The 26126-nt window shown below is 36.2% G+C and carries 27 protein-coding genes, 3 pseudogenes and 1 riboswitch; of the genes and pseudogenes, 3 read left to right on the forward strand and 27 right to left on the reverse strand.

What is annotated here, in order from left to right:
- Nucleotides 1-47: 47 nt before the first annotated feature.
- The 23 genes and pseudogenes from MVE64_RS08860 to MVE64_RS08970 all read right to left on the reverse strand — a co-directional run bounded on the left by MVE64_RS08860 (nucleotide 48) and on the right by MVE64_RS08970 (nucleotide 22000).
- On the reverse strand, nucleotides 48-350 hold the full coding sequence (locus MVE64_RS08860; RefSeq protein ID WP_247345629.1) for a YunC family protein: 303 nt from the start codon (nucleotides 348-350) through the stop codon (nucleotides 48-50).
- A gap of 66 nt (nucleotides 351-416) precedes the next feature.
- On the reverse strand, nucleotides 417-1820 hold the full coding sequence (locus MVE64_RS08865) for a bifunctional metallophosphatase/5'-nucleotidase (RefSeq protein WP_247345631.1): 1404 nt from the start codon (nucleotides 1818-1820) through the stop codon (nucleotides 417-419).
- 32 nt (nucleotides 1821-1852) lie between these two features.
- Nucleotides 1853-2722, reverse strand: coding sequence for a DUF72 domain-containing protein (locus MVE64_RS08870; RefSeq protein ID WP_247345634.1), 870 nt, complete (start codon nucleotides 2720-2722; stop codon nucleotides 1853-1855).
- A gap of 183 nt (nucleotides 2723-2905) precedes the next feature.
- A complete protein-coding gene (gene sufB, locus MVE64_RS08875) occupies nucleotides 2906-4303 on the reverse strand; it encodes a Fe-S cluster assembly protein SufB (RefSeq protein WP_098796446.1) in 1398 nt (465 codons plus the stop codon).
- Nucleotides 4304-4346: 43 nt separating this feature from the next.
- A complete protein-coding gene (gene sufU / locus MVE64_RS08880; RefSeq protein ID WP_121663332.1) occupies nucleotides 4347-4784 on the reverse strand; it encodes a Fe-S cluster assembly sulfur transfer protein SufU in 438 nt (145 codons plus the stop codon).
- Nucleotides 4777-6000: a cysteine desulfurase gene (locus tag MVE64_RS08885; RefSeq protein WP_247345637.1), complete on the reverse strand. Its 1224-nt coding sequence runs from the start codon at nucleotides 5998-6000 to the stop codon at nucleotides 4777-4779. Before MVE64_RS08885 ends, sufU begins: the two co-directional genes overlap by 8 nt.
- Nucleotides 6000-7322, reverse strand: coding sequence for a Fe-S cluster assembly protein SufD (gene sufD / locus MVE64_RS08890; RefSeq protein ID WP_379053073.1), 1323 nt, complete (start codon nucleotides 7320-7322; stop codon nucleotides 6000-6002). The genes MVE64_RS08885 and sufD overlap by 1 nt, the downstream gene beginning before the upstream one ends.
- On the reverse strand, nucleotides 7322-8107 hold the full coding sequence (sufC, locus tag MVE64_RS08895) for a Fe-S cluster assembly ATPase SufC (RefSeq protein ID WP_247345641.1): 786 nt from the start codon (nucleotides 8105-8107) through the stop codon (nucleotides 7322-7324). The genes sufD and sufC overlap by 1 nt, the downstream gene beginning before the upstream one ends.
- Before the next feature lie 383 nt (nucleotides 8108-8490).
- Complete coding sequence (locus tag MVE64_RS08900) at nucleotides 8491-8631, reverse strand: YuzK family famiily protein (protein WP_247347264.1); 141 nt, start codon at nucleotides 8629-8631, stop codon at nucleotides 8491-8493.
- 229 nt (nucleotides 8632-8860) lie between these two features.
- Nucleotides 8861-9229 (reverse strand): carboxymuconolactone decarboxylase family protein, encoded by a 369-nt coding sequence (locus MVE64_RS08905; RefSeq protein WP_247345644.1) that lies wholly within the window; start codon nucleotides 9227-9229, stop codon nucleotides 8861-8863.
- A gap of 142 nt (nucleotides 9230-9371) precedes the next feature.
- Complete coding sequence (locus MVE64_RS08910; protein WP_247345647.1) at nucleotides 9372-10223, reverse strand: MetQ/NlpA family ABC transporter substrate-binding protein; 852 nt, start codon at nucleotides 10221-10223, stop codon at nucleotides 9372-9374.
- 11 nt (nucleotides 10224-10234) lie between these two features.
- Complete coding sequence (locus tag MVE64_RS08915; RefSeq protein ID WP_247345650.1) at nucleotides 10235-10903, reverse strand: methionine ABC transporter permease; 669 nt, start codon at nucleotides 10901-10903, stop codon at nucleotides 10235-10237.
- Nucleotides 10896-11921 (reverse strand): methionine ABC transporter ATP-binding protein, encoded by a 1026-nt coding sequence (locus MVE64_RS08920; protein WP_247345652.1) that lies wholly within the window; start codon nucleotides 11919-11921, stop codon nucleotides 10896-10898. The genes MVE64_RS08915 and MVE64_RS08920 overlap by 8 nt, the downstream gene beginning before the upstream one ends.
- A gap of 108 nt (nucleotides 11922-12029) precedes the next feature.
- Nucleotides 12030-12136, reverse strand: a riboswitch (SAM riboswitch).
- Nucleotides 12137-12331: 195 nt separating this feature from the next.
- Nucleotides 12332-13646, reverse strand: a pseudogene (locus MVE64_RS08925) (O-acetylhomoserine aminocarboxypropyltransferase/cysteine synthase family protein).
- Between the two features lie 125 nt (nucleotides 13647-13771).
- Nucleotides 13772-14089: an SCP2 sterol-binding domain-containing protein gene (locus MVE64_RS08930; RefSeq protein ID WP_247345655.1), complete on the reverse strand. Its 318-nt coding sequence runs from the start codon at nucleotides 14087-14089 to the stop codon at nucleotides 13772-13774.
- Nucleotides 14090-14226: 137 nt separating this feature from the next.
- Nucleotides 14227-14532 (reverse strand): thioredoxin family protein, encoded by a 306-nt coding sequence (locus MVE64_RS08935; RefSeq protein WP_247345658.1) that lies wholly within the window; start codon nucleotides 14530-14532, stop codon nucleotides 14227-14229.
- A gap of 21 nt (nucleotides 14533-14553) precedes the next feature.
- Nucleotides 14554-14901, reverse strand: coding sequence for a toprim domain-containing protein (locus MVE64_RS08940; RefSeq protein WP_098796435.1), 348 nt, complete (start codon nucleotides 14899-14901; stop codon nucleotides 14554-14556).
- Nucleotides 14902-15160: 259 nt separating this feature from the next.
- Nucleotides 15161-15397, reverse strand: a complete 237-nt coding sequence (locus MVE64_RS08945; protein WP_247345660.1) for a YusG family protein — start codon at nucleotides 15395-15397, stop codon at nucleotides 15161-15163.
- A 57-nt stretch (nucleotides 15398-15454) separates the two neighbouring features.
- Nucleotides 15455-15840 (reverse strand): annotated as a pseudogene (gene gcvH, locus MVE64_RS08950) (glycine cleavage system protein GcvH).
- A gap of 87 nt (nucleotides 15841-15927) precedes the next feature.
- Nucleotides 15928-16287 carry an arsenate reductase family protein gene (locus MVE64_RS08955; protein WP_247345663.1) on the reverse strand — a complete coding sequence of 120 codons (360 nt, stop codon included), beginning with the start codon at nucleotides 16285-16287 and terminating at the stop codon, nucleotides 15928-15930.
- 225 nt (nucleotides 16288-16512) lie between these two features.
- Nucleotides 16513-18296: pseudogene (locus tag MVE64_RS08960) on the reverse strand (acyl-CoA dehydrogenase family protein).
- A gap of 117 nt (nucleotides 18297-18413) precedes the next feature.
- Nucleotides 18414-19589, reverse strand: a complete 1176-nt coding sequence (locus tag MVE64_RS08965) for an acetyl-CoA C-acetyltransferase (RefSeq protein WP_247345666.1) — start codon at nucleotides 19587-19589, stop codon at nucleotides 18414-18416.
- Between the two features lie 26 nt (nucleotides 19590-19615).
- The gene (locus MVE64_RS08970) at nucleotides 19616-22000 is read right to left on the reverse strand and encodes a 3-hydroxyacyl-CoA dehydrogenase/enoyl-CoA hydratase family protein (RefSeq protein ID WP_247345668.1); all 2385 of its coding nucleotides are present in this window, start codon (nucleotides 21998-22000) and stop codon (nucleotides 19616-19618) included.
- A gap of 186 nt (nucleotides 22001-22186) precedes the next feature.
- Between MVE64_RS08970 and MVE64_RS08975 the strand changes: the two genes are divergently transcribed.
- Nucleotides 22187-22342: a YuzL family protein gene (locus MVE64_RS08975; RefSeq protein WP_098796428.1), complete on the forward strand. Its 156-nt coding sequence runs from the start codon at nucleotides 22187-22189 to the stop codon at nucleotides 22340-22342.
- 68 nt (nucleotides 22343-22410) lie between these two features.
- On the opposite strand, the gene MVE64_RS08980 is transcribed toward MVE64_RS08975, so the two are convergent.
- Complete coding sequence (locus MVE64_RS08980; protein ID WP_247345671.1) at nucleotides 22411-23328, reverse strand: proline dehydrogenase family protein; 918 nt, start codon at nucleotides 23326-23328, stop codon at nucleotides 22411-22413.
- 282 nt (nucleotides 23329-23610) lie between these two features.
- Between MVE64_RS08980 and MVE64_RS08985 the strand changes: the two genes are divergently transcribed.
- Together MVE64_RS08985 and MVE64_RS08990 are read left to right on the forward strand one after the other, a co-directional pair.
- Entirely contained in the window at nucleotides 23611-23883 is a 273-nt protein-coding gene (locus MVE64_RS08985) for a hypothetical protein (RefSeq protein WP_247345674.1), read from the forward strand.
- Nucleotides 23884-23897: 14 nt separating this feature from the next.
- Nucleotides 23898-24236, forward strand: coding sequence for a spore coat protein (locus MVE64_RS08990; protein ID WP_247345676.1), 339 nt, complete (start codon nucleotides 23898-23900; stop codon nucleotides 24234-24236).
- 42 nt (nucleotides 24237-24278) lie between these two features.
- On the opposite strand, the gene MVE64_RS08995 is transcribed toward MVE64_RS08990, so the two are convergent.
- Genes MVE64_RS08995 through MVE64_RS09005 form a run of 3 tightly spaced genes read right to left on the reverse strand, consistent with a single transcriptional unit; the run spans nucleotide 24279 to nucleotide 26121 of the window.
- Nucleotides 24279-24533, reverse strand: coding sequence for a YusU family protein (locus tag MVE64_RS08995; RefSeq protein ID WP_247345679.1), 255 nt, complete (start codon nucleotides 24531-24533; stop codon nucleotides 24279-24281).
- Nucleotides 24534-24551: 18 nt separating this feature from the next.
- On the reverse strand, nucleotides 24552-25304 hold the full coding sequence (locus MVE64_RS09000) for an IucA/IucC family C-terminal-domain containing protein (protein WP_247345682.1): 753 nt from the start codon (nucleotides 25302-25304) through the stop codon (nucleotides 24552-24554).
- Nucleotides 25297-26121: an ABC transporter ATP-binding protein gene (locus MVE64_RS09005; protein ID WP_247347008.1), complete on the reverse strand. Its 825-nt coding sequence runs from the start codon at nucleotides 26119-26121 to the stop codon at nucleotides 25297-25299. The genes MVE64_RS09000 and MVE64_RS09005 overlap by 8 nt, the downstream gene beginning before the upstream one ends.
- Between the last annotated feature and the right edge of the window lie 5 nt (nucleotides 26122-26126).

The following is a 26126-nucleotide window of genomic DNA, read 5'->3' on the forward strand; positions in this document are numbered from 1 at the left end:
TTCTAAACTTTTTATTGTTTTAGGGACAATACAGGCTTGCTTCTTACTTAAACCATTTTAAGTAAAGCATCTTTTCCTGTTGTTCCCACAGAGATTCCCAATTTTTCTGCTTCATATGTGACAGATTCCAGTGGTGCTTCAAGTAGTTGATCGATTGTCCGGACACCAACAGCACGACCAGCAATAATTCCTCGGTCTTTAAGCTTTTCATTTAGTAATGCAACATCAAGTGCTCCGCACATGATATATCCTTTATCGTTTGTAACTGCCATAAAATTAGTTTTAGGCAATGCAACTGTAATCGCTGTGAACTGTTTTCCTTCTATAACAACTGGAGTCATTGTAACCATTGTGTATCTACACTCCTTTCTTGATATATCTTTATGATTAAAGAAAGGATTCGTGTAGATACGCGCCTATTCATTTCTAGATTTTTCACCTAATTTCCAAGCTAATACATCTCTCAACAATTCAGGCATAAAAAACACCTTTTTCTCGGCATGACTGATTTCAGGATATAGTGGGCCAAGAGTAAACATATCGATCGTCGCTACAGCATAAACCCGTTCATATGAAATAGGTTTACCATTAACAAATATTTCTTTTACATGATCTTTGCCATCATCTAACGTTTCCATGTTTACTTCAATCCCGTCAAAAACCATTCGTCCCATTACTTTTCCTCTAAAGCCAAGACCTTTTAGCTTTAAATGTTCCATCTTCTCATCTCTTGATTGAACAATAACTTCTTTAAGAACATCACCTTTTAAATAAACTTTACACGGATTGATCGGATGAGGACAAATACGATGAAGATCTTTTCTGGTAACAGGTCCTTTTGGTAATGGTTCTAAAAGAATACCTGAGTTCACCATTGCAATCTCTCCATCACACCACTCCTTTATAGATTGAACAAGGAGTTTTGGGAATTCAGATTCTTGGTACCAATCTAAAGAAAGACCATTTTTTGAAACACCAATGACCTCCGAAAGAGTATTATCGGCTTGTATTGAAGATTTCTGTAACCATAACTCTGTTTCATTACAAATTATTTTCTGATCCTCCATTGGAAATAGAGAAGCTTTATAATGATGAAGTTTGTTAGTCTCAATAGAAATAGATAAAGAAATATGCCCAACATATTGACCATATTTTCCTGCACCTGCGATTAGGGTGTTATGAAGCTCAATCCCTTCTTTCAGAACATGATGGGTGTGTCCTCCAATAATAACATCAATATCAGGAAACTCTTTGGCTATAATTTCGTCATCACTTATTCCCAAATGAGACAAAAGTACAATCACATCACATTGTCCCTTTACTTGTTCAACAGTCTCCAATAAACTTTGAAAAGGATCTTTTATTTTCCATCCTAGTAATTCATAGAACTTTTCATAGAAAACCGTAACACCGAGCAAAGCAATCCTCGTACCACTGTTAAGTGTGATGATATGATAAGGAACAACCCAATTAGGCCTTTCTCCCAATTCTGTATATAGATTTGATAGTATTACCGGAAATGTGGCACGTTCATATAAAGAATCAAGATCTTCATGTGAAAAAGTAATTCCTTCATTATTTCCAATGGTCACTGCGTCATAATTTAACTGATTTAACAGTGTAACATTTGCTTTTCCCTTTGTTGCTTCAGTTATTGGATGAAACCGATCTGAATGATCTCCAATATCCAATAAAATCATTTGCTCATTTTGTTGATCATGCCATGCTTTTTTGTTTTTTATAAATTGAACGATAGCTGGCCAATTTTCAAAATGACTATGTAAATCATTAGTATGATAAAGGTGAACGGTTTCTAACATGTTCCTCTCTCCTTACTTAAACTCCACACTTATTACATCTCCTCATGATCTTGAAACAAACTTAATTGTTTTTCAGCTAATCCCGTATAGTGAAGATTTAGTAGATTTATCATCATCTTCGCATTATCTGCCGCATCTCCACCTGAGTTGTTATTAAAGAGCATATAGGTTGTTTCTGTTCTTTGCTGAATCTCAGCTAAATGTTCTTTCCACTCTAATAACTCTTCTTCATTATAGCGATACAAATATCGAACATCTCGCCAATCATCTCCATTAGCCGGCTTATTCCATCCATATATATTTCTTCCATGGAGACGAATAAGTGTTTTATGAGGAGTAGTTGGCTTTAAAACGGTGGGAATTGATCTTTCACCAGCCTGAGGTTCATCCACTATACTATGAATCCATTTCTCTTCTTCCATAAACTGTAAGGTTTTATCATAATAACTAGAAGAAAACCACGAACGGTTGCGAAATTCTAATGCCACCTCTGTATCTCTCATTTTTTCTCTGCACCATTTTAAGTAAGCAACATTTTCTTTGTTACATGTAAACCAAGGAGGAAATTGAAATAATACCATAGCCAATTTATTTGCATTTATTAATGGCTGAATTGATCTTATGTATGCTGAAAACATATCAGCTTTGTTATCAAAGGGAATTTCTCCGCGAAGATGTCCTGTCATTCCTTGATATGCTTTTGCTATAAACTGAAATCCCTTTGGCGTATCTTTTACCCACTTCTCCATATTACGTTCCGGTTGGACAGCATAAAAACATGAATCAATTTCAACAGTTGGAAAATGTGCTGCATATTCTTGTAATTTATTCGTTGTATTCAAACCAGTATAAAGGGATTCATGGTCTCCCCATCCAGTTAAACCTATTTGAATGCTTGTCAATCAAAATCAATCCTTTTTAATTAACTGCTTTACATTAATTATACGACTCTTAGTGCTTTCCATAAACCTTAATAAAGTTTTACCCATACTATACCATGATTAGAAAAAACTCACATATTCTTTAACACTTTTTTTAAGTACTAAAAAGGACTGACAATTGTCAGTCCTTTTATATGAAAGTTATTAACCGATAGAACCTTCCATCTCGAACTTGATTAGACGGTTCATTTCTACTGCGTATTCCATTGGAAGTTCTTTTGTAAATGGCTCGATAAAGCCCATAACGATCATTTCTGTTGCTTCTTCTTCAGAAATTCCACGACTCATTAGATAGAATAATTGCTCTTCAGATACTTTTGAAACTTTCGCTTCGTGCTCAAGAGAAATGTTGTCGTTAAGAATTTCATTGTATGGAATCGTATCAGATGTTGATTGATTATCCATAATGAGTGTATCACACTCAATGTTTGATCTTGCACCTTCTGCTTTACGTCCGAAGTGTACAATTCCACGGTATGTTACTTTACCACCTTGTTTTGAGATGGATTTAGAAACAATTGTAGATGATGTGTTTGGTGCAAGGTGAATCATTTTTGCACCTGCATCCTGGTGTTGACCTTTACCAGCTAAGGCAATAGAAAGTGTCATACCACGTGCACCTTCACCACGAAGGATAACAGCTGGGTATTTCATTGTTAATTTCGAACCAATGTTACCATCGATCCATTCCATCGTTGCATTCGCATCACAAACTGCACGCTTTGTTACAAGGTTAAATACGTTATTAGCCCAGTTTTGAATTGTTGTGTAACGGCAGTAACCACCGTCTTTAACAATGATCTCAACAACTGCACTGTGAAGTGAGTTCGTTGTATAAACTGGAGCTGTACATCCCTCAACATAGTGTACATGTGCGCCTTCATCAACGATGATTAATGTACGCTCAAATTGTCCCATGTTTTCAGAGTTAATACGGAAGTATGCTTGTAATGGAGTATCAACTTTAACACCTTTTGGTACATAAATGAATGATCCACCAGACCATACAGCAGAGTTTAAAGCAGAGAACTTATTATCTGCTGGAGGAATTACTTTTCCAAAATGCTCACGGAAAATATCTTCGTTCTCTTTTAAAGCTGTATCCGTATCTTTGAAGACAATACCAAGGTCTTCAAGGTCTTCCTTCATGTTATGATAAACAACCTCTGATTCATACTGAGCAGAAACACCTGCTAAGTATTTTTGTTCAGCTTCAGGAATACCTAATTTATCAAATGTAGCTTTTATTTCCTCAGGAACCTCATCCCATGAGCGTTCCGATTTCTCAGAAGGCTTTACATAATACGTAATTTCATCGAAATTTAATGAAGCCATATCCCCACCCCATTGTGGCATTGGCATATTGTAAAAATGCTCTAATGATTTCAAGCGGAAATCCAGCATCCATTGTGGTTCATCTTTCATACGAGAGATTTCTTCAACAATCTCTTTCGTTAATCCTCGTTTAGAACGGAAGATGGAAACATCTTTGTCAGCAAAACCATACTTGTAATCGCCGATTTCAGGTGCCTTTTTTGCCATCTACATTCACTCCAATCAAATTAGATTTATTGGCGTAAGCAACCTATTCGTTGCCTTCTTTCACGCCCTTTTCCATAGCCTTCCAAGCTAATGTCGCACACTTTATACGAGCAGGGAATTTTGCCACTCCCTGTAATGCTTCAATATCACCTAAGTCGATATCATCATCATATTCTTTTCCTAACATCATATTCGAAAAGATTTCTGATAGCTTTAATGCTTCTTCTAATTTTTTACCTTTAATCGCCTGAGTCATCATTGATGCAGAAGACATTGAAATGGAACAGCCTTCTCCCTCGAATTTTGCATCTTTAACAACATCATCTTGTACATCAAGTGTTAAACGGATACGATCTCCACAAGTTGGGTTATTCATATCAATTGTAAGACTGTTGTCAAGGATACCTTTATTTCTCGGGTTCTTATAATGATCCATAATAACCTGACGATAAAGAGTGTCAAGATTTACATGATTAGACATTACTGAAGTACTCCTTTGTCTTTTTAATACCTGCAACAAGTTTATCAACTTCTTGTTCTGTGTTGTACAGGTAAAAACTAGCTCTTGCTGTTGCAGAAACCTTCAGCCATTTCATTAAAGGCTGCGCACAATGATGACCTGCACGAACAGCAATTCCCTCAGCATCTAAAACCGTTGCAACATCGTGTGGATGCACATCTTCTATATTAAATGTTACTAACCCTGTACGTTTCTCTGGACTAGGACCGTATATAGTTAAACCTTCTACTTGACTAAGCTGTTCATAAGCATATTTAGTTAGCTTACGATCATGAGCTTCTATGTTGTCAAGACCGACCTTCTCCAAGAAATCAATTGCTTCACCAAGTCCAATTGCCCCAGCAATGATAGGAGTTCCTGCTTCAAATTTCCACGGAAGCTCCTTCCATGTTGACTCGTGTAATCCAACAAAGTCAATCATTTCACCACCGAATTCAACAGGTTCCATCTTCTCAAGGAGTGCTTTCTTACCGTATAACACACCGATACCTGTTGGGCCACACATTTTGTGAGCCGAAAATGCAAAGAAATCACAATCTAAATCTCTTACATCCACTTTCATGTGTGGAGCACTTTGACAACCATCTACAACCATCACAGCTCCATGCTTATGGGCAACCTCTGTGATTTCTTTTATCGGATTAATCGTTCCAAGTACGTTTGATACATGCATGACTGATACAATTTTCGTATTTGATGTGACGGTTTCCTCAACATCCTTCAAATCAATTGTACCATCTTCTTGTAATGGAATATATTTTAAAGTGGCACCAGTAATTTTCGCTACTTGTTGCCAAGGAATAACATTGGCATGATGTTCCATATAAGTGATGACAATTTCATCACCTTCTTTTACATTTGTAAGCCCATAGCTTTGAGCAACAATGTTTAAAGCAGTAGTAGCACCTCTAGTAAAGATGATTTCCTGAATCGATTTTGCTCCAATAAATCTTCTAACCTTCTCACGAGCACCTTCATAACCGTCAGTTGCTCTAGTTCCCAATGTGTGCACACCACGGTGAACATTAGAATTATATTCTTTGTAATATGTGGAAAGAGCATCTATAACAGCTAGTGGTTTCTGAGAAGTTGCGGCACTATCCAAGTAAACGAGGTCTTTCCCGTTTACTTGTTGGTCCAAAATCGGAAAGTGCTGACGAATATCAGAGATATTCATTATTTAACTTTCCTTTCAATAACCTCAACTAACTGCTTTTTAACACCTTCAATAGGTAGTTCATTAACAACAGGTGCCAAGAAACCATGGATAACAAGACGCTCAGCTTCTACTTTAGGTATACCGCGGCTCATTAAATAATATAATTGGATTGGATCAACACGTCCAACAGAAGCAGCATGACCTGCCGTTACATCATCTTCATCAATTAATAGAATTGGGTTTGCATCACCACGTGCTTTTTCACTTAACATAAGAACACGAGATTCTTGTTCTGCGTTTGATTTCGAAGCACCATGCTCAATTTTACCAATACCATTGAAAATAGAAGATGCACTGTCTTTCATAACTCCATGTTTTAAGATATACCCTTCAGAATGTTTACCAAAGTGTACAACCTTTGTTGTGAAGTTTTGCTTCTGCTCTCCACGACCTACAACAACTGTTTTTGTATCACCGAATGAGCCATCGCCCATTAAGTTTGTAACATTTTCAGAAATTGTATTGCCATCATTCATTAAACCTAATGCCCATTCAATGCGTGAGTCACGACCAGCAACCCCGCGACGGTTTACATAAGTTGTTACTCCCTCTGCAAGAGTATCAACTGCACCGTATGTTACACGGGCATTTGTATTAGCAAATACTTCTGAGATGATGTTAAACACACCCTCAACATTTTGAACAGTAGAAATATAGTTTTCTACATATGTTACTGAACTATTATCATCAGCTACAACAATTACGTGGTTGAATAATGTTGTATTAGGGTTGTCGTGAACAAATACTGACTGAATAGGTTCTGCTACTTCTACATTTTTAGGGACATAAACAAATACCCCACCGTTATGAAGAGCTGCATGTAAAGCAGTTAAACGGTGCTCGTCAACCTTTACCCCGTCTGTCATAAAGTATTTTTTCAGCAAGTCAGAATGCTCTTTTGCTGCAGTATGGATATCTGTTAAGATGACACCTTTATCTTTTAATTCAGATGATAATGAAGTGTATGCAGCTGTATTGTTAACTTGAACATATAAGTTTTTAGTTGTAGACTCAAGGTCAATTAATGATTTTACATCTTCATGTAGATCAGCTAATGAGTCTAACTTTGCACTTTCAACAGTATGTTCTTTAAAATTTGTGAAGTTCCATTTATCGATTTTTGTTTTATCCGGTTTAGGCATAGGAAGATCCTCTAACTTGGCAAAAGCTTGTAAGCGAAGATCTGTAAGCCAATCCGGCTCACCAAGCTGTTTTGAATAGCTTGAGACATAATCCTGATTGATCGTTAATGTTTCCATCGTCTTAGTCCCCCTTACTATTATGCTTCTTGCCCAACAGTTTCGTCTTCAATACCTAGTTCTTGTTTAATCCAGTCATATCCTTCTGCTTCTAAACGTTGAGCTAGCTCAGGGCCACCTGATTTAACAACACGTCCTTGCATCATTACATGTACTTTATCTGGAGTGATGTAGTTTAATAAACGTTGGTAGTGAGTAATCATTAAGCAACCGAACTCTTCACTACGCATTTTGTTGATTCCTTGTGCAACGATTTTTAATGCATCAATATCTAAACCAGAGTCAATTTCATCTAGGATTGCAATTTTTGGCTCAATCATCATTAATTGAAGAATTTCATTACGTTTTTTCTCTCCGCCCGAGAAACCTTCATTTAAATAACGTTGTGCCATATCTTGATCCATTTCAAGCTCATCCATGTTTGCATCCATTTTACGAATGAATTTCATTAAAGAGATTTCATCGCCTTCTTCTCTGCGCGCATTAATAGAAGAACGTAAGAAATCCGCGTTTGTTACACCACTGATTTCACTTGGATATTGCATAGCTAAAAATAGACCTGCACGAGCACGCTCGTCTACTTCCATTTCTAATACGTCTTCCCCATCTAATGTAATGCTACCTTGTGTTACCTCATACTTTGGGTGACCCATAATTGCTGAGGATAAAGTAGATTTACCTGTACCGTTCGGCCCCATGATTGCATGGAACTCTCCGCCTTTTATTTCAAGATTTACACCTTTTAGAATTTCTTTTCCATCAATTTCTACGTGTAAATCCTTAATGATTAATGTAGAACCTGCCATAATGATACCTCCAATAATATATAAAGTTTACTAATTCTCATTTTATTCTCATTCTAATATTATAACAAATGAAAAGTGAACACAACCTTTAAGGAATAGAGTCGAATTTTGACATTAAAATACCTATCCTTAATTTGATAAATTCACATAAAAATATATGTAAATAGAGAAATTAGACAGTTTCTACTATATAACACATTGCTCTGTGAATCTACCTTGAGACCCTAGTTTATTTTTTACCTTTTAAGAAAAAACATTCTCTTTGTGATGAAAGAAATTAGAGGGGTAAGTAAGTGAATTTGGAGTACACACGCTTTTTCCCACCTATTGTCTTTCCATCAAAAAAGAAGAACCAGTTATTCCGGTTCTTCCATCTATAGGCTTTATTTTTTCATTTTTCTTTCAACTTCAGCATAAATCAACTGACTTTTGCGATAATCTTCTTCACGGCTCTTTTCAACATCCATACGTTTATCATGCTTACTAGCATACTCAGCGTACCCTATACCATGAGAATGATGCATGGCCTTTTCCATTTCAGTTGTGTAATTGAGTTCAATTGACTCTTGATTCGAGTGAATAATGAATCAATCCTTTCAGCTTTATTTTACATATAAAGCTTATCAAGAATATTCAAACAACTCAAAGTTCGTAAGATAATCTCACAAACGAAATTATTTGAAATTGATTCATCCTGCAAAAATAACCAACCATTATTGCAATTTCCCTCAAAAATACTCTATATTACTCGATTTATTGTTTTAGTTGGTTTAACTCTGTTATACATTCTTGAACTAACGTAACAGCTTGGCTCATTGCTGCTCCACCACCAAATGCAGCTGTAACACCAACAGTTTCTAAGATTTCTTCTTCACTAGCACCGTTGTCCAAGCACCCTTTTGCGTGGTAGATAATGCAGTACTCATCTTGGGTATTCACTGCAATTCCTAATGCAATTAAATGTTTTTCTTTTTTTGATAGTGTTCCTTCAGCAAAACAAGCTTCAGTAAAAGCATTATAATGGCGTGCAATCTCCGGCATCTTTTGTGTGAAAGTACCTAATCCGCTTTTATATTCATGTAAAGCAGCTTCGGTAGAATTTCTCGGTTCATGATGTTCCATTTTTTCACAGCTCCATTCTCCTGTTTTTTCATCGTTAGTATGCTTTAATTAGAGAAATGTATACGAGTTTTCGTACTTCGAGCTACCACAAAAAATGAATAAAAAAGCTGACAATCATGAACGATTATCAGCTTAAAAAGGGTTATTCTCCTTGTGCTGCAGAGATAACTGATCCTTTGTATTTTGTTTTAATAAATTCTTGAATTTCTTCTGATTGTAATACCTCAACTAATGCTTTAATTTCTTCGCGATCTTCATCACCTTCACGAACAACAATCAAGTTTACATATGGGTTGTTTTCAGGTGATTCTAATGCGATAGCATCTTCTGCTGGATTTAGGTTAGCTTGAAGTGCAAAGTTTCCATTGATTAAAAACGCATCTGCTTCATCGTTTTCATATGCCTTTGTTAACATAGGAGCTTCAATGTCTGCTTCAAATTCAAGATTTTTAGGGTTTTCTGCAATATCTTCTAGAGTAGCTGCTGTTTTATCTACACCCTCTTTTAGTGTGATTAAACCTTTGTCTTCTAACATTGAAAGCATACGACCGTGATCTGCTACTGAGTTACTCATGATGATTTTAGCACCATCTGGAAGGTCATCTAATGATTCATGACGTTTAGAGTATACACCGATTGGTTCAATATGAACGCCACCAGCACTAACAAATTTATAGTCGTTGTCTGCAATTTGAGATTGTAAGTATGGCTCATGTTGGAAATAGTTAGCATCTAAATCTTCAGATTCCAATGATTTATTTGGTAAAACATAATCTGTAAATTCAACAATATCTAACTCAATACCTTTTTCCTCTAAAAGCGGTTTTGCTTCTTCTAAGATTTCAACGTGTGGTACAGGAGAAGCTCCTACTTTTATTGTTTTTGTTTCACCCTCAGCACCCTCTGTTGTGCCTTCTTCTTTGTCTGCTCCCCCACAAGCAACAAGAGCTGCCGTTAGGATAGCTAAAATCATAGCTAATAATGTCTTTTTCATTCTTTTTCCTCCTATCGTTTATCGATTGATTTAGTTATGATATCTCCAATAAATTGGATGATAAACACGAAAATTAAAATAATAATTGTGGCAACTAATGTCACCTGATTATTTCCTCTATTAAAACCTTCCATAAATGCAAGGTTACCTAGACCACCTGCTCCAATTGCACCAGCCATTGCTGTATAGCCAATTAACGCGATTGCTGTTACTGTAATTCCTGATACTAATGCGGGCATTGATTCAGGTAATAGTACTTTAAAAATGATTGTGCTAGTTTTTGCGCCCATTGATTTAGCAGCTTCAATTACACCCTTATCAATTTCTCGTAATGCAATCTCAACCATACGACCATAAAATGGTGCCGCACCAATGATTAATGCAGGTAATGCAGCATTAACACCTAGTATTGTTCCAACAATTACTTTTGTAAATGGTAATAACAATATAATTAAAATGATAAATGGAATAGATCTGAAAATATTAACGATCGCTCCTACTAACTGATTAATGACTTTGTTTTCCCATATGTTTCCCTTAGCCGTTAAAAATAACAATAATCCAAGAATAAGTCCTAGGAAAAACGTAGCAATTACTGACCATGTTGTCATATAAATAGTTTCATAAGTAGATTCCCAAACCTTTTCCCAATTCACCTCAGGTAAAAGTTGCTCAAGCATGTGCAATCACCTCAACTTCTACATTTTGACTATAGATGAACTCTAGTGCTTTGTTAATTTCTTGTTCATCACCATCAAGATGGATAAATAAATTCCCATAAGACCCATTTTGCGTTTGAGCAATTTTCCCTTGGAGAATGTTCACTTCCAGTGTAAACTTTCGGATTAAACTGGAAATTAAAGGCTGTTCAGCCGCTTCTCCAACAAAGGTTAATTGAATGACTTTTCCTTTCGGATAAAGCTCCAACAGGTGGGAAACAACCTCATTTGTTTCCTCCGGCTCTGTTACTTGTTTAACAAACCTTTTTGTAATAGGCTTTTGCGGATTTCTGAAAACATCTAATACATTTCCTTGCTCAACAACTTCACCGTTTTCCATGACCGCAACTCGATGACAGATTTTCCGAATCACGTGCATTTCGTGTGTGATTAAAACGATTGTAAGGCCCAATCTTTTATTAATATCTACAAGTAAATCTAAAATTGAGTCTGTAGTTTGTGGATCTAGCGCTGAAGTTGCCTCATCACATAAAAGAACTTTTGGATTATTCGCTAGAGCTCTGGCAATCCCAACACGTTGTTTTTGACCACCACTAAGTTGCGAAGGATAAGCATTTTCTCTTCCTTCCAGTCCAACTAACTTAATAAGCTCATCTACACGCTTAAGTCGTTTAACTTTACTAACTCCTGCAATTTCTAAAGGAAACGCAATGTTCTCTCTCACTGTTCTAGACCATAGTAAGTTAAAGTGTTGAAAGATCATGCTTATTTCTAAGCGTGCTTTACGTAACTTTGTACCAGATATTGAGCCAATCTGACTTCCAGCCACAATGACTTCCCCACTAGATGGTTTTTCTAGTCCATTTAATAAACGAATCAATGAACTTTTTCCGGCTCCACTGTATCCTATAACCCCGAATATTTCACCTTTTTTAATTTCAAGGTTTACATTGTTCACAGCTTGAACAGTGCCGCTCTTTGTTTTATAAACTTTATTAACATTTGATAATGTTATCATCATGTCACCTTCTTCCGAAATTACTATTTACCTATTATCTAATGTTCTTTTTTTTGCATATAAAAAACCTTCCTGCAAAATGAGCAGAAAGGCGCTTTGAATACCTTTCTCTCATCTCTCAAAGCATCTGCTTTGTGTGAATTGGCACCATTTCAGAATGAACTGATGGTTGCCGGGCTTCATCGGGCACTTCCCTCCACCTCTCTTGATAAGAGTTAAATATTTGATTGTCTTTTTAAGTACGATTGTGATTGTATCATGTGTTGAAAATCAATGTCAATTATTTATTTTCTTGAAATAGCTTACTTTTTAGATGTTAATTTTACATTTCAAAAATGAAAAGGGTTGCATTAGTATGCAACCCTTTTCGATATTATGCAATGTATAGTATTTTTAGAATATTTAATAAATTAAGAAGTCACCTTTTCTATTCCTTTTACACCTGTAGCTTCAAAAATTGCTTGATCTAAATCTTCTATTAAATCCTCTATATGTTCAATTCCTACTGATAAGCGGATCAGATCTTCTGTTACACCCGATTTCTTTAAATCTTCAACTCCTAGTTGTTGATGAGTCGTACTCGCAGGATGAATGATTAAACTTTTCGCATCTCCAACATTTGCAACATGTGACCAAAGTTCAACGTTATTAATAAGAGCTGCACCAGCCTCTCTTCCGCCCTTTATACCGAATACTACTACAGAACCAGCACCCTTAGGTAAGTATTTAGCAGCTAAGTCCTTAGCAGGGTGTTCGCTATTTTCAGGATACAGAACCCACTCAACAGCTGGGTGACTTTCTAAGTATTGCACCATTTTCCTTGCATTTGACACATGTTCCTTCATACGGACATGAAGAGTTTCTAGACCGAGATTAAATTGAAAGGCATTGTATGGGGCTAATCGCTGGACCTAAATCTCTTAATAATTGAACTCTCGCTTTAACAATGTATGCTTGTTCTCCTAATGCTTCTGCATAAACTAAATCATGATAGCTAGGATCAGGAGTTGTAAAACCAGGGAATTTTGGACTATTCCAGTCGAATTTGCCTCCATCTACAATGACTCCACCAAGAGTTGTCCCATTCCCAAGCAACCATTTTGTTGCAGAATGAACAACAATGTCGGCACCATGTTCAATTGGTCTACATAGATATGGTGTGGCAAATGTATTATCCACAATCAATGGAATTCCAGCTTCATGAGCAATTTCTGCAACTGCCTCGATATCAAGAACATCTAAGCTTGGATTTCCGATTGTTTCTGCAAAAATAGCTTTTGTCTTCGGAGTAATAGCAGATCGGAAATTTTCCGGATTCTTTGGATCAACAAACACAGTATTGATTCCGTACTTTGGTAATGTGTTAGCAAAAAGGTTATATGTACCTCCATATAATGTAGAAGCTGATACAATCTCATCACCAGAACCAGCTAGGTTTAAAACCGACAATGTAATCGCTGCCATTCCACTTGCTACAGCTAAACTTCCGATTCCGCCTTCCAATTCAGCAATTCTTTCTTCAAACACAGATGAAGTTGGATTATGAATTCTTGTATAAATATATCCAGGCTCCTTCAATCCAAATAAATTGGCCGCATGTTCTGTATTTTCAAATAGATAAGCATTTGATTGATAAATTGGGACAGATCTTGCACCTGTCATTGAATCTTTCTTTAACCCTCCATGAATGGTTACTGTTTCTGGACGATATTGTTTCTCTTTCATCTTCTTCCTCCTATTGTACATTCTTAGTGTCTACTAATAGGTGTGATAACAAGATGTGGTATTCTTTTCTAGACTAATTTAATGGTAATAGAAGTTGTGTTTGATGTATATAAGAAATTTCAAGTTTAGATTAATTTAATTAAAGCCTCCAGCCTAAGAAAATCTCGATATGAGCCTTTTATTGATAATTTCCCAAACGATATGAGTTGCTTTAAGCTTACAGGGTGCAGAAAAACCTCTTCTAAATCCGATTCTTCGCCTTCTATAACAAAATCAACAGTAACTGGTTGAATCGATAGTAGTTTTGATTCACTTGATGAAAGTTCTAAAAAATAACTTCCTTTATCTGTTGAACGAAATTCTACAATTAATTTTCGTTTTAAAAGAATCGGTGTTATTAAATTTCCTTTATTCAGGCTTGAGACAAATGTTGTTAAAAACATAAAAAAGAATCCTCCCGATCTCAACAAGGTTATGTTTATATAACTTCATTGAAGGTCGAAAGAATCCTCTATAAATAACTCGACAGTTTCTGCTTTTCTTTCGTAAAATCAGTCTATTTCCCGAGAAATATGTCAAATTAGCAGGCATATTGTTTTATTAAGTCAAAAAGATGGGTGACAGATTGGAAAGCATATACCTTTTCTTTCATTTCACCGTTTTCAGTAATAATTAAACAAGGCACACTCTCAATTCCTAATCTTTTCGCATCTTCAGGATAATAATTTAGATTTACGGAGTAAATGTCCGAACTGGGTATCATTTCATCAACAACCGTTAACATTTTCTTTGCTACTTGACATGTCCCACACATTGGTGTGTAAAGGTACGTAATTTGAATACCCTTATCAGGAAGGGTGAGCTGCTTTTCTTTCCATTCAATCATAAAACTAACTTCATATCCCTTCTAAAGGAATTTTGCATTCACATCTATATTTGCACTTAGCAAAACAGATGCTACATGGTGATCCGGTGCTGTTGCAACCTCACGATATGCTCTATCAATGTAAAGATGAGAGGCTTCAGGAAATTCTCGTTTAAATAATTTTCTTAATCGTTCACCAGCATCATCTGAATCAACTAATATATAAACTTCCTTTAGGAATAGTTCATCAATTAGCTCATCCATTTTTGTTATGCTAATTGTTCCATTTGTACAGATTATTTCTATTGGTTCCGTTACTACATTTAAAACCTTTTTCTTATCTGATTTTCCTTCAACAATTAATACTTTTTCAACCTCAACTAACGACATAGCCATCACCTATTTTTAAAGTAAGTAAGAGTCTTTATATATAACCTATTCGAGTTGTCGAGGTTGTTTCCCTTTTATTTTATGTTTTTTCTAAATAGCTGTTTTTTAGTTAGTCGTAAGATCAGTTTTTAGTGTTTAAAAACAAAATCATTACGAAACAACTTAAATTAATAATCACAAATTCAGCCATTAAGAAAAACATGATAAGAAACGACCTGTTTAATTGCAAAAGAGCAGTGGAGATCCCACTGCTGCTTTATTAACACCAACCGTTTTCATAATCACAATCGACATATTTTTGGTCTGGTCCTGTTACTACATCTGCAATTTGGTAAAAGCGGTTATCATTGAATTCATATCCCGCTTTTAAGTCATAATTATTCTCAGAGACCATTTGGCCAATTTTTTCTTTTTCCAGATAAAGATTTAATTGCCCATCTCCAAATTTTCCTACAAGTCGATCAGTGATATCTAATCGTTGTTTTTGAATTGTCATATGGACACCCTCCTTTACCTACTAATAGAGTGTCCATAATTTATTTTATCATGCTAATTAGTCTTGATTTGTCATTTCCTCATATTGCTCGGCTGTCATTAATTTTTCAATGTCAGCAGGGTTTGCAGGTTCAATGACAATCATCCACGCTTTTTCATAAGGTGATTCATTCACGAACTCTGAAATTTATCATCAAGATTTTCATTAATTTCTACAACTTTCCCACTAATTGGTGCATATAATTCAGATACTGTTTTTACTGACTCAACGCTTCCAAATGGCTCATCCGCTTGAAGTTCATCACCAATTTCTGGTAATTCAACAAATACGATATCCCCAAGCTCTGATTGTGCAAAATCCGTGATACCGATACGCACCTTATCTCCTTCTACTTTTACCCACTCATGTTCTTCTGAATAACGCAGTTCTTTAGGTGTGTTCATGTCTTCATACCTCCAGGAATATTTACAAATTTCAGCTTAATCATCTTTGTTTTAACAGTTTTCTGCTAACTATGCAATAACTATCTTCTATTTTTGCCAAGTTTCGCTAAATTGCTCTTCTTTAAAGCCAACTGTAGCATGTTCATTCCCCACTGTAAGAGGACGTTTAATGAGCATTCCTTCACTTGCTAAGAGTTGAATCATTTCATCCTCTGACATTGAAGCAAGTTTATCTTTAAGCCCAAGCTCACGATATTTTTGTCCACTTGTATTAAAGAATTTTTTAAGCTCTAGTCCACTTTTTTTGTAAATGCTTTCTAGCTCTTCTTTATTTGGCGGGTTTTCAACGATATGTATTTCATTAAATTCAACATTATGATCTTCAAGCCATTTTTTTGCTTTACGACATGTCCCACATTTAGGATACCAGTAAAAATTCAGTGCCAAGTTTTTCACCTCTTTGCTCCTAATCATTTAACTTTCCAATTAAGGAATATTTTTCTCTATCTTATCATATATCATCATTCCAGCCTAATTAGAAGTAATTAAATTTCAAGGCTCAAATTTAACTTTTATCTTTTTCAGTAGAGAGAATTAGAAGACACTTAACATTGCCTTTTATTGATTGAAAACAGGTTGAAGGAGGCAATGATATCATTGCCTCCTGAAAAATTAAGCTAGATATGCATTTTTATCGATAATTGCTGCTGCAATCTCTCTTTTCTTGCCAATTACATTAATTGGAGTATGACGTGTAAATTTTCGTAACGCTGACATCATCATTCGTAGAGAATCACCTGACTCAACCGCAATTAATGACTCTTTTGCATGTGCTTCGATTTCATTAAAAGCTTCTTGGCAATAAACTTGTGTATAAAGAAGCTTTTGTTTGTTTTTCGCTTCACCGTTCTTAGCAATTGCCTTTTCAGTACGTAAAATCGCTGATTCCATTGCATATACATTGCTTACAATATCAGCAATATTGACAAGAACTTCCTGCTCTTTTTGTAATTCTTTTCCGTACTTTTGAGCTGCTAAGCCAGCGATTAAAATACAATTTTCTTCGCATTCTTTAATAAGTACTTTTCCTGTTCAAGTGTACCTTCTCCAACCTCTTCAGGCATAAGCATCATCAGTTCTTCTTGTAAGCTTTGAGCTTTTTGGAATAATGGTAATTCACCTTTCATAGCTTTTCGTAAATATGTTCCTGGTACTAAAAGGCGGTTGATTTCATTTGTTCCTTCAAAGATACGGTTAATACGTGAATCACGATAAACGCGCTCAACTTCATATTCTGCCATGAATCCATATCCACCGTGAATTTGAACAGCTTCGTCTACGACATAATCAAGTGTTTCAGAACCAAATACTTTATTTAATGAGCATTCAATAGCATACTCAGCAATTGATTCTGCGACTTCTTTTCCGTTTTTAATTTCCTCATCAGATAATCTGCTCATACGGTCTTCGAATAAGCCAACGGTGCGATAAACTGAACTTTCCATTGCATATGTTTTAGCTGCCATATTTGCAAGTTTTTCCTGTATAAGAGAGAAGCTTGAAATTGGTGTTTTAAACTGTTGACGTTGGTTTGCATATTGAACAGCTACATCTATTAAGCGCTTTGCTCCGCCAATTGTTCCAACTGCTAGCTTATAACGTCCAATGTTCAGGATATTGAAGGCAATTACATGTCCTTTACCTAGCTCACCTAATAGGTTCTCTTTTGGTACTAAAGCATCTTCTAAAATAACAGTTCTTGTTGAAGATCCTTTAATTCCCATTTTCTTTTCTTCAGGACCTGTTGAAACTCCAGGGAAATCTCTTTCCACAATGAATGCAGAGAAGTGCTCACCGTCTACCTTTGCATAAACAACAATAACATCTGCAAAGCCGGAGTTTGTAATCCATTGTTTTTCACCATTTAACACATAGTGAGTGCCTTCTGCATTAAGTCTTGCTGTCGTTTTGGCACCAAGTGCATCCGATCCTGAGCTTGGCTCTGTTAGTGCATATGCTGCAAGTGTTTCACCAGAAGCAAGACCTGGTAAATACTTTTTCTTCTGCTCTTCATTACCAAATAATACGATTGGCAATGAACCAATTCCTACGTGAGCACCGAAAGATAAAGAGAAGCTTCCAGCTCTTGAAATCTTTTCAGTAATTAAAGCAGAGCTGATCTTATCCAATCCAAATCCGCCATACTCTTCAGGTACATCTGCCCCTAATAAACCAAGTTCCCCCGCTTGCTTTAAAAGCTTGACAGACTTATCAAATTCATGATTTTCAATATCTTCAAGATGTGGTAGCACTTCATTTACCGCAAAATCCTCTGTTGTTTTTGCAATCATTTTGTGTTCATCTGTAAAATCCTCAGGAGTGAAAACTCGATCATATGAAACATCTTCAATTAAAAAGCTTCCACCTTTAATCACTGCATCTGTTGCTTTTGACATGAAAATTCCCCCATTAACATTATTTGAATAACTGTTATTTAGTAAGTAGAACTAGAACTTGAAGCAATCGGAGGCTTTTCCGATTGCTCAATTACAGATTTCTTTTGTCGTTGATACTTACAATAATTCAAATACTCCTGCAGCACCCATTCCGCCGCCAATACACATTGTTACTACCCCAAATTGTTCATTTCTTCTCTTCATTTCATGAATGAGTGAAAGTGTTAGCTTGGCACCTGAGCATCCAAGTGGATGACCGAGTGCAATTGCTCCACCGTTTACATTTACTTTACCTTCGTCAAGTCCAAGCTCGCGAATAACTTGAATGGATTGAGAAGCAAATGCTTCATTTAACTCAAACAAGCCAATATCAGAAAGCTCTAAGCCTGCGTATTTTAAAGCTAAAGGAACCGCAGCAACTGGACCAATTCCCATAATTTCAGGAGGAACTCCGGCAACAGCAAATGATCTGAACTTCACCAATGGCTGATAGCCAAGAGATTGAGCTTTTTCCCGATCCATCAGCATAACAGCTGCAGCTCCGTCACTTGTTTGTGAAGAGTTACCTGCTGTTACAGATCCTTTTACAGAAAATGCCGGCTTTAATGTAGCAAGTACTTCTGAAGTTGTGTTCGCTCGAACACCTTCATCCTGATTGAATGTAACAACCTTTTCATGTAATTTATGATCAGGTCCAACAGTTCGAACTGGTACATCCACCGGAACAATTTCATCATCAAACTTTCCTTCTTTAATTGCATTTGCCGCTCTTTGATGACTTCTTACTGCAAAAGCGTCCTGCTCTTCACGTGTGATACCATACTTTTTGGCAACAGCTTCAGCAGTGTGCCCCATGCCCATATAGTATTCGGGAGCATCTTCAGCAAGCTTTGCATTTGGTCTGACAACATGCCCCATCATTGGAACAAGACTCATTGATTCAGCTCCACCTGCAATGGCTGTATCTGAATGGCCTAGCATAATTTTTTCTGCCCCATAGGCGATACTTTGAAGCCCAGACGAACAATAGCGATTAATTGTGATTGCTGGAACTGTATAAGGCAAACCAGCTAGAGCCCCAATGTTTCTGGCCATATTTAATCCCTGCTCTGCCTCTGGCATTGCACATCCTATAATGAGATCATCAATATTCCCGTCATAATTCCCTGCTCTTTTTAATGTTTCTTTTACAGCTAGCGCTCCCAAATCATCAGGTCGCATGTTCGCTAATGTACCTTTTTTAGCTCTTCCTACAGGTGTTCTGGCACCTGCCACAATAACTGCTTCTCTCATTCTACTAACCTCCCTTTCTTACAATATTAGTTTCTAAGTGGTTTGCCTTTTAAAAGCATGTGCTGCATACGTTGCTGTGATTTTCCTTCCGCTACTAAGCTTAAAAATGCTTGTTTTTCTAAATCCAATAAATATTGCTCATCTACTTCTGTACCGAATGGAACCTTACCTCCTGCGATAACATAGGCAAGTTTCTTTGCAATTTTTAAATCATGATCTGAAATATATCCGGAAAGATGCATGGATTGAGCACCAAGTAAAAGAGTCGCATAGCCTGTTTCTCCCACTACAGGTACTTTATTGCGGGCAGGTGGTTGATATCCGCTATCATAAAGCTCAATTACTCTTTGTTTTGCATCGTATAATAAATGATCACTATTCACACTGATGTTGTCGTGGTCGTTAAGGAACTGATTTTTTCTTGCCTCTGCTGCTGAAGTTGATACTTTTGCCATAGCAATCGTTTCGAAAACTTTGTTAGCAACAGATTGTAAATCAAAGTCTGCTCCCTTAGGCATGTTACTTAATTGCTTGATATAAAGCTCTTTATTTCCGCCGCCGCCTGGAATTAGTCCTACCCCAACTTCAACTAATCCCATATACGTTTCACTTGAAGCTTGAATGCTGCTTGCAGGTAAGCATATCTCCGCTCCGCCACCCAATGTCATGCCAAACGGTGCAGCAACGACTGGTTTTTTGCTATACTTTATCTTCATCATTGCCTGCTGAAATTGATGAACAACCATTTCAATTTCAAAAATATTATCATCTTGTGCTTCCATTAGGATCATTCCTAAATTAGCTCCAACGCAGAAGTTTTTACCTTGATTTCCAATAACAAGTCCTTTGTAGTTCTTTTCAACTTCATCAACTGCAAAATTAATCATTTGGATAATATCTAACCCAATTGCATTGCTTTGTGAGTGAAACTCGAGTAAGGCAACGTCATTACCTAAATCGATAAAGCTTGCACCACTATTTTTCTTGATAACACCATTTATTTGTTTATGTGTTTTTAAATTAATCACTTTAGGGTTTTGTCTTACTTGACGATACTCGCCATTGTTATAGAAAAATAGCACCCCATTTTCTTCTCTATAGAATGTTCCAAAGCCCTTAGCAAGCATTTCCTTTACCCAGCTAGGTACTTGCACATCTTGCTGCTCCATTAGTTCAACAGATTTTTCTACTCCAATTGCATCCCATAATTCAAACGGACCGGCCTCCCAGCCAAATCCCCATTTCATTGCTTGATCAATTGCCACAATATCATCAGCAATTTCACCTAGCAGCTGTGCAGAATAGACTAGTGTTGGTATTGTAATGCTTCTTAACAAGGCACCTGCTCTGTCATCAGCGTAAATAAGCGCTTTCAATTTATTTGGTAAGCCTTTCGCCTGCTTTGCAAGTTCTACAGATGCTGCTTGTAATTTCTTTTTCTCTTCATATTCAAATGTTTCGGGATTTAATTCTAGAATTGTTTTTCCTTCTTTTTTATAAAATCCTTGACCGCTTTTACTGCCAAGCCATTTATTATCAAGCATCTTTTCTAGTAAGCCAGGAATTTCAAATACTGCTTTTTCTTGTCCTTCCACTTGCTCATATACATTTTTCGCCACATGGGCAAATGTGTCCAAACCTACTACATCTAGTGTACGGAAAGTAGCGCTTTTTGCTCTACCGATAAGTGGTCCGGTAATAGAATCTACTTCGCCAACACTATAACCGCCTTTTAACATTTCTTGTACTGTTACAAGTAAGCCATAAGTTCCAATTCGGTTTGCAATAAAGTTAGGCGTGTCCTTTGCTTCTACAACACCTTTTCCTAACACATCTTCACCAAATGTTCTCATAAATGATAAAACATTCTCGTCAGTATCTTTTGTTGGAATAATTTCCAATAGTTTTAAATATCTTGGCGGGTTAAAGAAATGAGTGCCTAAAAAATGCTTCCTAAAGTCATCTGACCGACCTTCAGCCATTGCTTCTACTGATATACCTGATGTATTGGAACTAATAATACTTCCTTTTTTTCTATGTTCATCAACCTGCGCAAACACCTGTTGTTTGACAGCCAAATTTTCAACAACAACTTCAATAATCCAATCAGCCTCTGATAATTGATGCATATCATCTTCAAAGTTACCGACCGTAATAAGTTCGAGGTTGCTCTTCACCGTAAGTGGTGCAGGCTTTTGTTTTAAAAGTTTTTGAGCAGCTATTGATGCGATACGATTTCGTACAGCTTTATCTTGTAATGTTAGACCTTTTTTTACCTCATCGTCATTTAACTCACGAGGCACAATATCTAATAGTAAGACAGGGATGCCGATATTTGCTAAGTGTGCTGCAATTCCTGAGCCCATTACTCCTGAACCTAATACAGCAGCTCTCTTAATTCGCTGGACCATACATTTTCCCCCTTATTTGAATGAATACTCATTCATTTTTCTCCCAAAAAAATGAAACCTTACGAATGAGTTCCTTTAATAATAATATAAAAGATTTTAAAAATTTGTTCAATAGATTTATCATATTTTTTACTAAATAATCAAATTCATCTTAGGAAAAGCTAATTTAGCAGGGGGTGATACTTCATGGCACGTTTAAAAAAATCTCCATCAAAAGCAGGTGTAAGTGCTGCAAGTGTAAAGGGCAATGCTGGTCCTAATAACGAAAAAGCTGGCGGCGGTAAGCGCACAAGCCAAAATCAACAATACAAACAGCATAATATGGGCAGTGACAATATGTAAAAGCTCAAGTCTAAGGGGTCTGACATAGGTTGCAGGCCCCTTCTTATTTTTCAAGTGACAAATTAAGTCTAGCGTTTAAAAATCCCCTTCAAAACAAATGCAACATTAGCAGGCCTTTCTGCCATTCTTCTCATAAAATATCCATACCAATCTGTCCCAAATGGTACATAGACACGCATTCGATATCCTTCTTTAACTAAATCTAATTGCTTTTCAGGTCTAATACCATACAGCATTTGAAACTCAAATTGATCCTTTGGTATCTTGTGTTGATCTACAAGCTCTTTTGTATAGTCAATCATGATATCATCATGAGTTGCCACTGCTGTGTAATGTCCATTAAGTAGATGCATTTTAATAATTTTTTTAAAGTTCTCATCAACATCCTTTTTATCTGGAAAAGCAACATCTGATGATTCCTTGTAGGCACCCTTCACAAGCCTTAAGTTCGCCTCATAGCGACTTAACTCCTCAACATCCTGAACAGTTCGGTATAAATATGCTTGAACAACTGTCCCTACATGTTTATAATCCTTTTTCAATGTCTTAAAAATTTCGAGCGTTTTTTCACATCTAGAATGATCTTCCATATCAATTGTTACAAAAACATCATACTTTTCAGCTGCCGTTAATATACGGCGCATATTTGTTAAAACTACTTCATCAGATATATCTAAACCCATAGAAGTAAGTTTAATCGAAATTTGTGATTTCAGCCTACTACTTCCTATAGCTTCAATTGCTTTAATACAATGATCAGCTGTTTCTCTTGCTTCCTGCTCATCCTCAATAAATTCACCAAGGTAGTCTAATGTTACATCAAGGCCTTTGTGATTAAGATTCTGAATTACACCTTTTGCCAAATCAATTGTGTCACCAGCTACGAATCTTCCTGCTCCAAATCTTAGTCCATATTTTTTTGCAAGTCTAGTCAACGTCTTATTCTTGGATAAAAACATAAAAGAGTTTCGTAATAATTGTTCCACCTGAAAACCCTCCTTTTGCGTTCTTATTCCATATTCAGTCCATTTTTGAATCAATTAGCGAATTGTAACCGCATTCATTATCTGAGATTTAGTGGAATACATGTTATTTTGAAAAATGACATATTGATTATATCTCTTATCAGATCTGTATTCCTCTTATAAAGAGTATATGTTTTGAAGTTAAAATCGGTTAAGGATCATTTGGGATCTCTTTTTCCCATTGCATATTACACTTTTGTAGTGGAAGGATAGAAAAGACTGAATAAGTGAGGAGGGGTATTGATGCAAAAGCAAAATACGCAACAGCAGCAACAGCCATCAATGATGGTGCAACCACCTAATATTATCACAACTAAAGACCAGCTCTACTTAACAGATATGCTTTCGTGGAATCTTTTAGCAATGAAAAAAGCTCATTTTTTTGCGTCTCAATGTCAAAACCAAGAAGTGAAAAATCAATTAGAACAAATTGGTCAAATGCACAATCAGCATTATCAAAAAATATTATCACATTTACAATCTCAGCAGCCTTCATCAGGTGCTCAACTTCAGTAGGAGGTCAGGTAAGTATGGATAGTAAAATTAGCAATGCAGAAACACAAGTGCAAGAAGGACCTAAGATGAATGATCGTGATTTTGCAAATGATTTATTATCAACCGAAAAATATTTAACTTCTTCTTATTCAACAGCACTTAACGAAGCAAGTCATCAAGCACTATACCAGGATCTTTCTACAATATTTAATGAAACACAACAGGCTCAAAGAGATCTTTATAATTTAATGTTTAAGAATGGTTGGTATTCTCTAGAAGCCGCTGATACACAGAAACTTCAACAATCATATCAAAAGTTTTCAACAACAATTCAGCAGCAATCTCCTTATGGAAATGGAAATACTCAGCAATAGCTTTCAAAAGAAAAAGCTCACTTCATAGTAGAAGATGAGCTTTTAGTCTTTCATTTTTGTTTTACGAAACTGTTCATTTAGTTCCTTAATTTCTCCAATAATACTCTTTAGATCTTCTTTAGCTTCCGGGTAGGCTGAATTCCAATGTTTAGCTAACGGTGGCATTGATTTGGAAATATGAGTATACAATGCCCACATCTTCACTTTTTCTTTCAACTCATCAGATGTTTCACCTAATAATAACTCTGTATATTTTTCAAGCAGTCCATCAAACTGTTCTTTTAACTGTTGCTCCATTGAACGATACCTCCTCTACTAGGTTGTTGGTTGTTTACATTCAATTGGACATGTTTGACAGCGATCTCCGTTTTTTGAAGTATAGTAAAATAAACAACAAGTGGATCGTTTTCTCACATTGTTTTTCTTATCATGAAAATACATTGTTAGAGGATTTTTATCTTTTAGACCAAAAGCTTCGGCAGGCGCATGTATGATTACATATGAAAAGTCCTCTTTTATCTTTGATTTCATTTCATCTGAAATACTTTCATCCTCGAGTAAAGATTCGTACATCCAGAAAATATAGATCGCAATATTTTCCCAAAGTATGGACTTGGACACTTTCGAAGCTTTTGATACGTTATTAATAATGATAGAAATATTATCTTTAAATAAGGCGGTAATAACCGCTTCCCTCCAACTGTTTCGATCAGTATCTGGAGTTGTTACTACCAAGTTATTAAAGTAAAAGCTTGGTAACCAAATTGGATCATCATCATCTGTTTGAAGTGACAGATTGTTAATACTACTGTTTATTCCTTTATCGTAGCTTGTCATGCAATATAAAACAAGTGCTGCCAAGAAGGCATATCTTTTTACTAACATAGACCCGATAACAGAGTGTTTATTTGTATTAAGCTTGTATTGTAATATCTCATCATAAAGAGACGTCAGGTGTTTCTGTTGGAGTAAATCTGCACCTTTAATGATGGAACCATTTGTTTTCTTCTCTGTTATGATCCGGTATTTTGTTAATGAATATAGTTCTTCTTTAGTTAGTTCAGCCATTTAATACCCCAGCTTCTTTTATAATACATCTTCCTCTTCCATGAGGTATGCAAAGAGGTGTTCCAAAAATAGGATCAACGGTAACTTCACAATTCATTTGAAATACATTTTGCACTAAACTACAGTTAATTACCTCTTCAGGTTTTCCTTGTGCATAAACTTTTTTGTCTTTTAACGCTACAAGATTATGGGCATAGCGACAAGCTAAATTTAAGTCATGAAGAACCATAACAATCGTTCGATTTTCACGTTCATTTAATTCAAATAAAAGATCTAATATTTCTATTTGATGTGTCATATCTAAATAGGTTGTTGGTTCATCTAACAGAATAATATCTGTTTGCTGCGCAAGAGTCATGGCAATCCATGCACGTTGCCGTTGCCCACCTGATAAAGAATCGACTGGTCTTTCTGCTAAATCCTGCAATCCTGTTGCTTCTAAGGCACTTGAAACAGCGTCTTCATCTTCCTTCGACCATTGCTTTAACCAGCTTTGATGTGGATATCTACCTTGTTTAACAAGCTGCAAAACGGTTAACCCCTCAGGTGCAACCGGACCTTGAGGAAGGATAGCCAGCTGTTTTGCTACCTCTTTTGTAGGAAGTTTTGCAATTGCATTTCCTTCGAGTAACACAGAACCATTTCTAGGTTTTAGCAATCTTGCAATCGAGCGTAGTAACGTTGATTTCCCACAACCGTTACTACCAATAAAGACCGTTATTTCACCCTTAGGAATTTTCACATCTAACTCATTAATGATTATTGTATCTCCATAAGAAAGAGTGAGCGCATTTGTTTCAATCGCATCCATATAAATCGCTC

The organism is Metabacillus endolithicus, assembly GCF_023078335.1.
Classification (GTDB): Bacteria; Bacillota; Bacilli; order Bacillales; family Bacillaceae; genus Metabacillus; species Metabacillus endolithicus.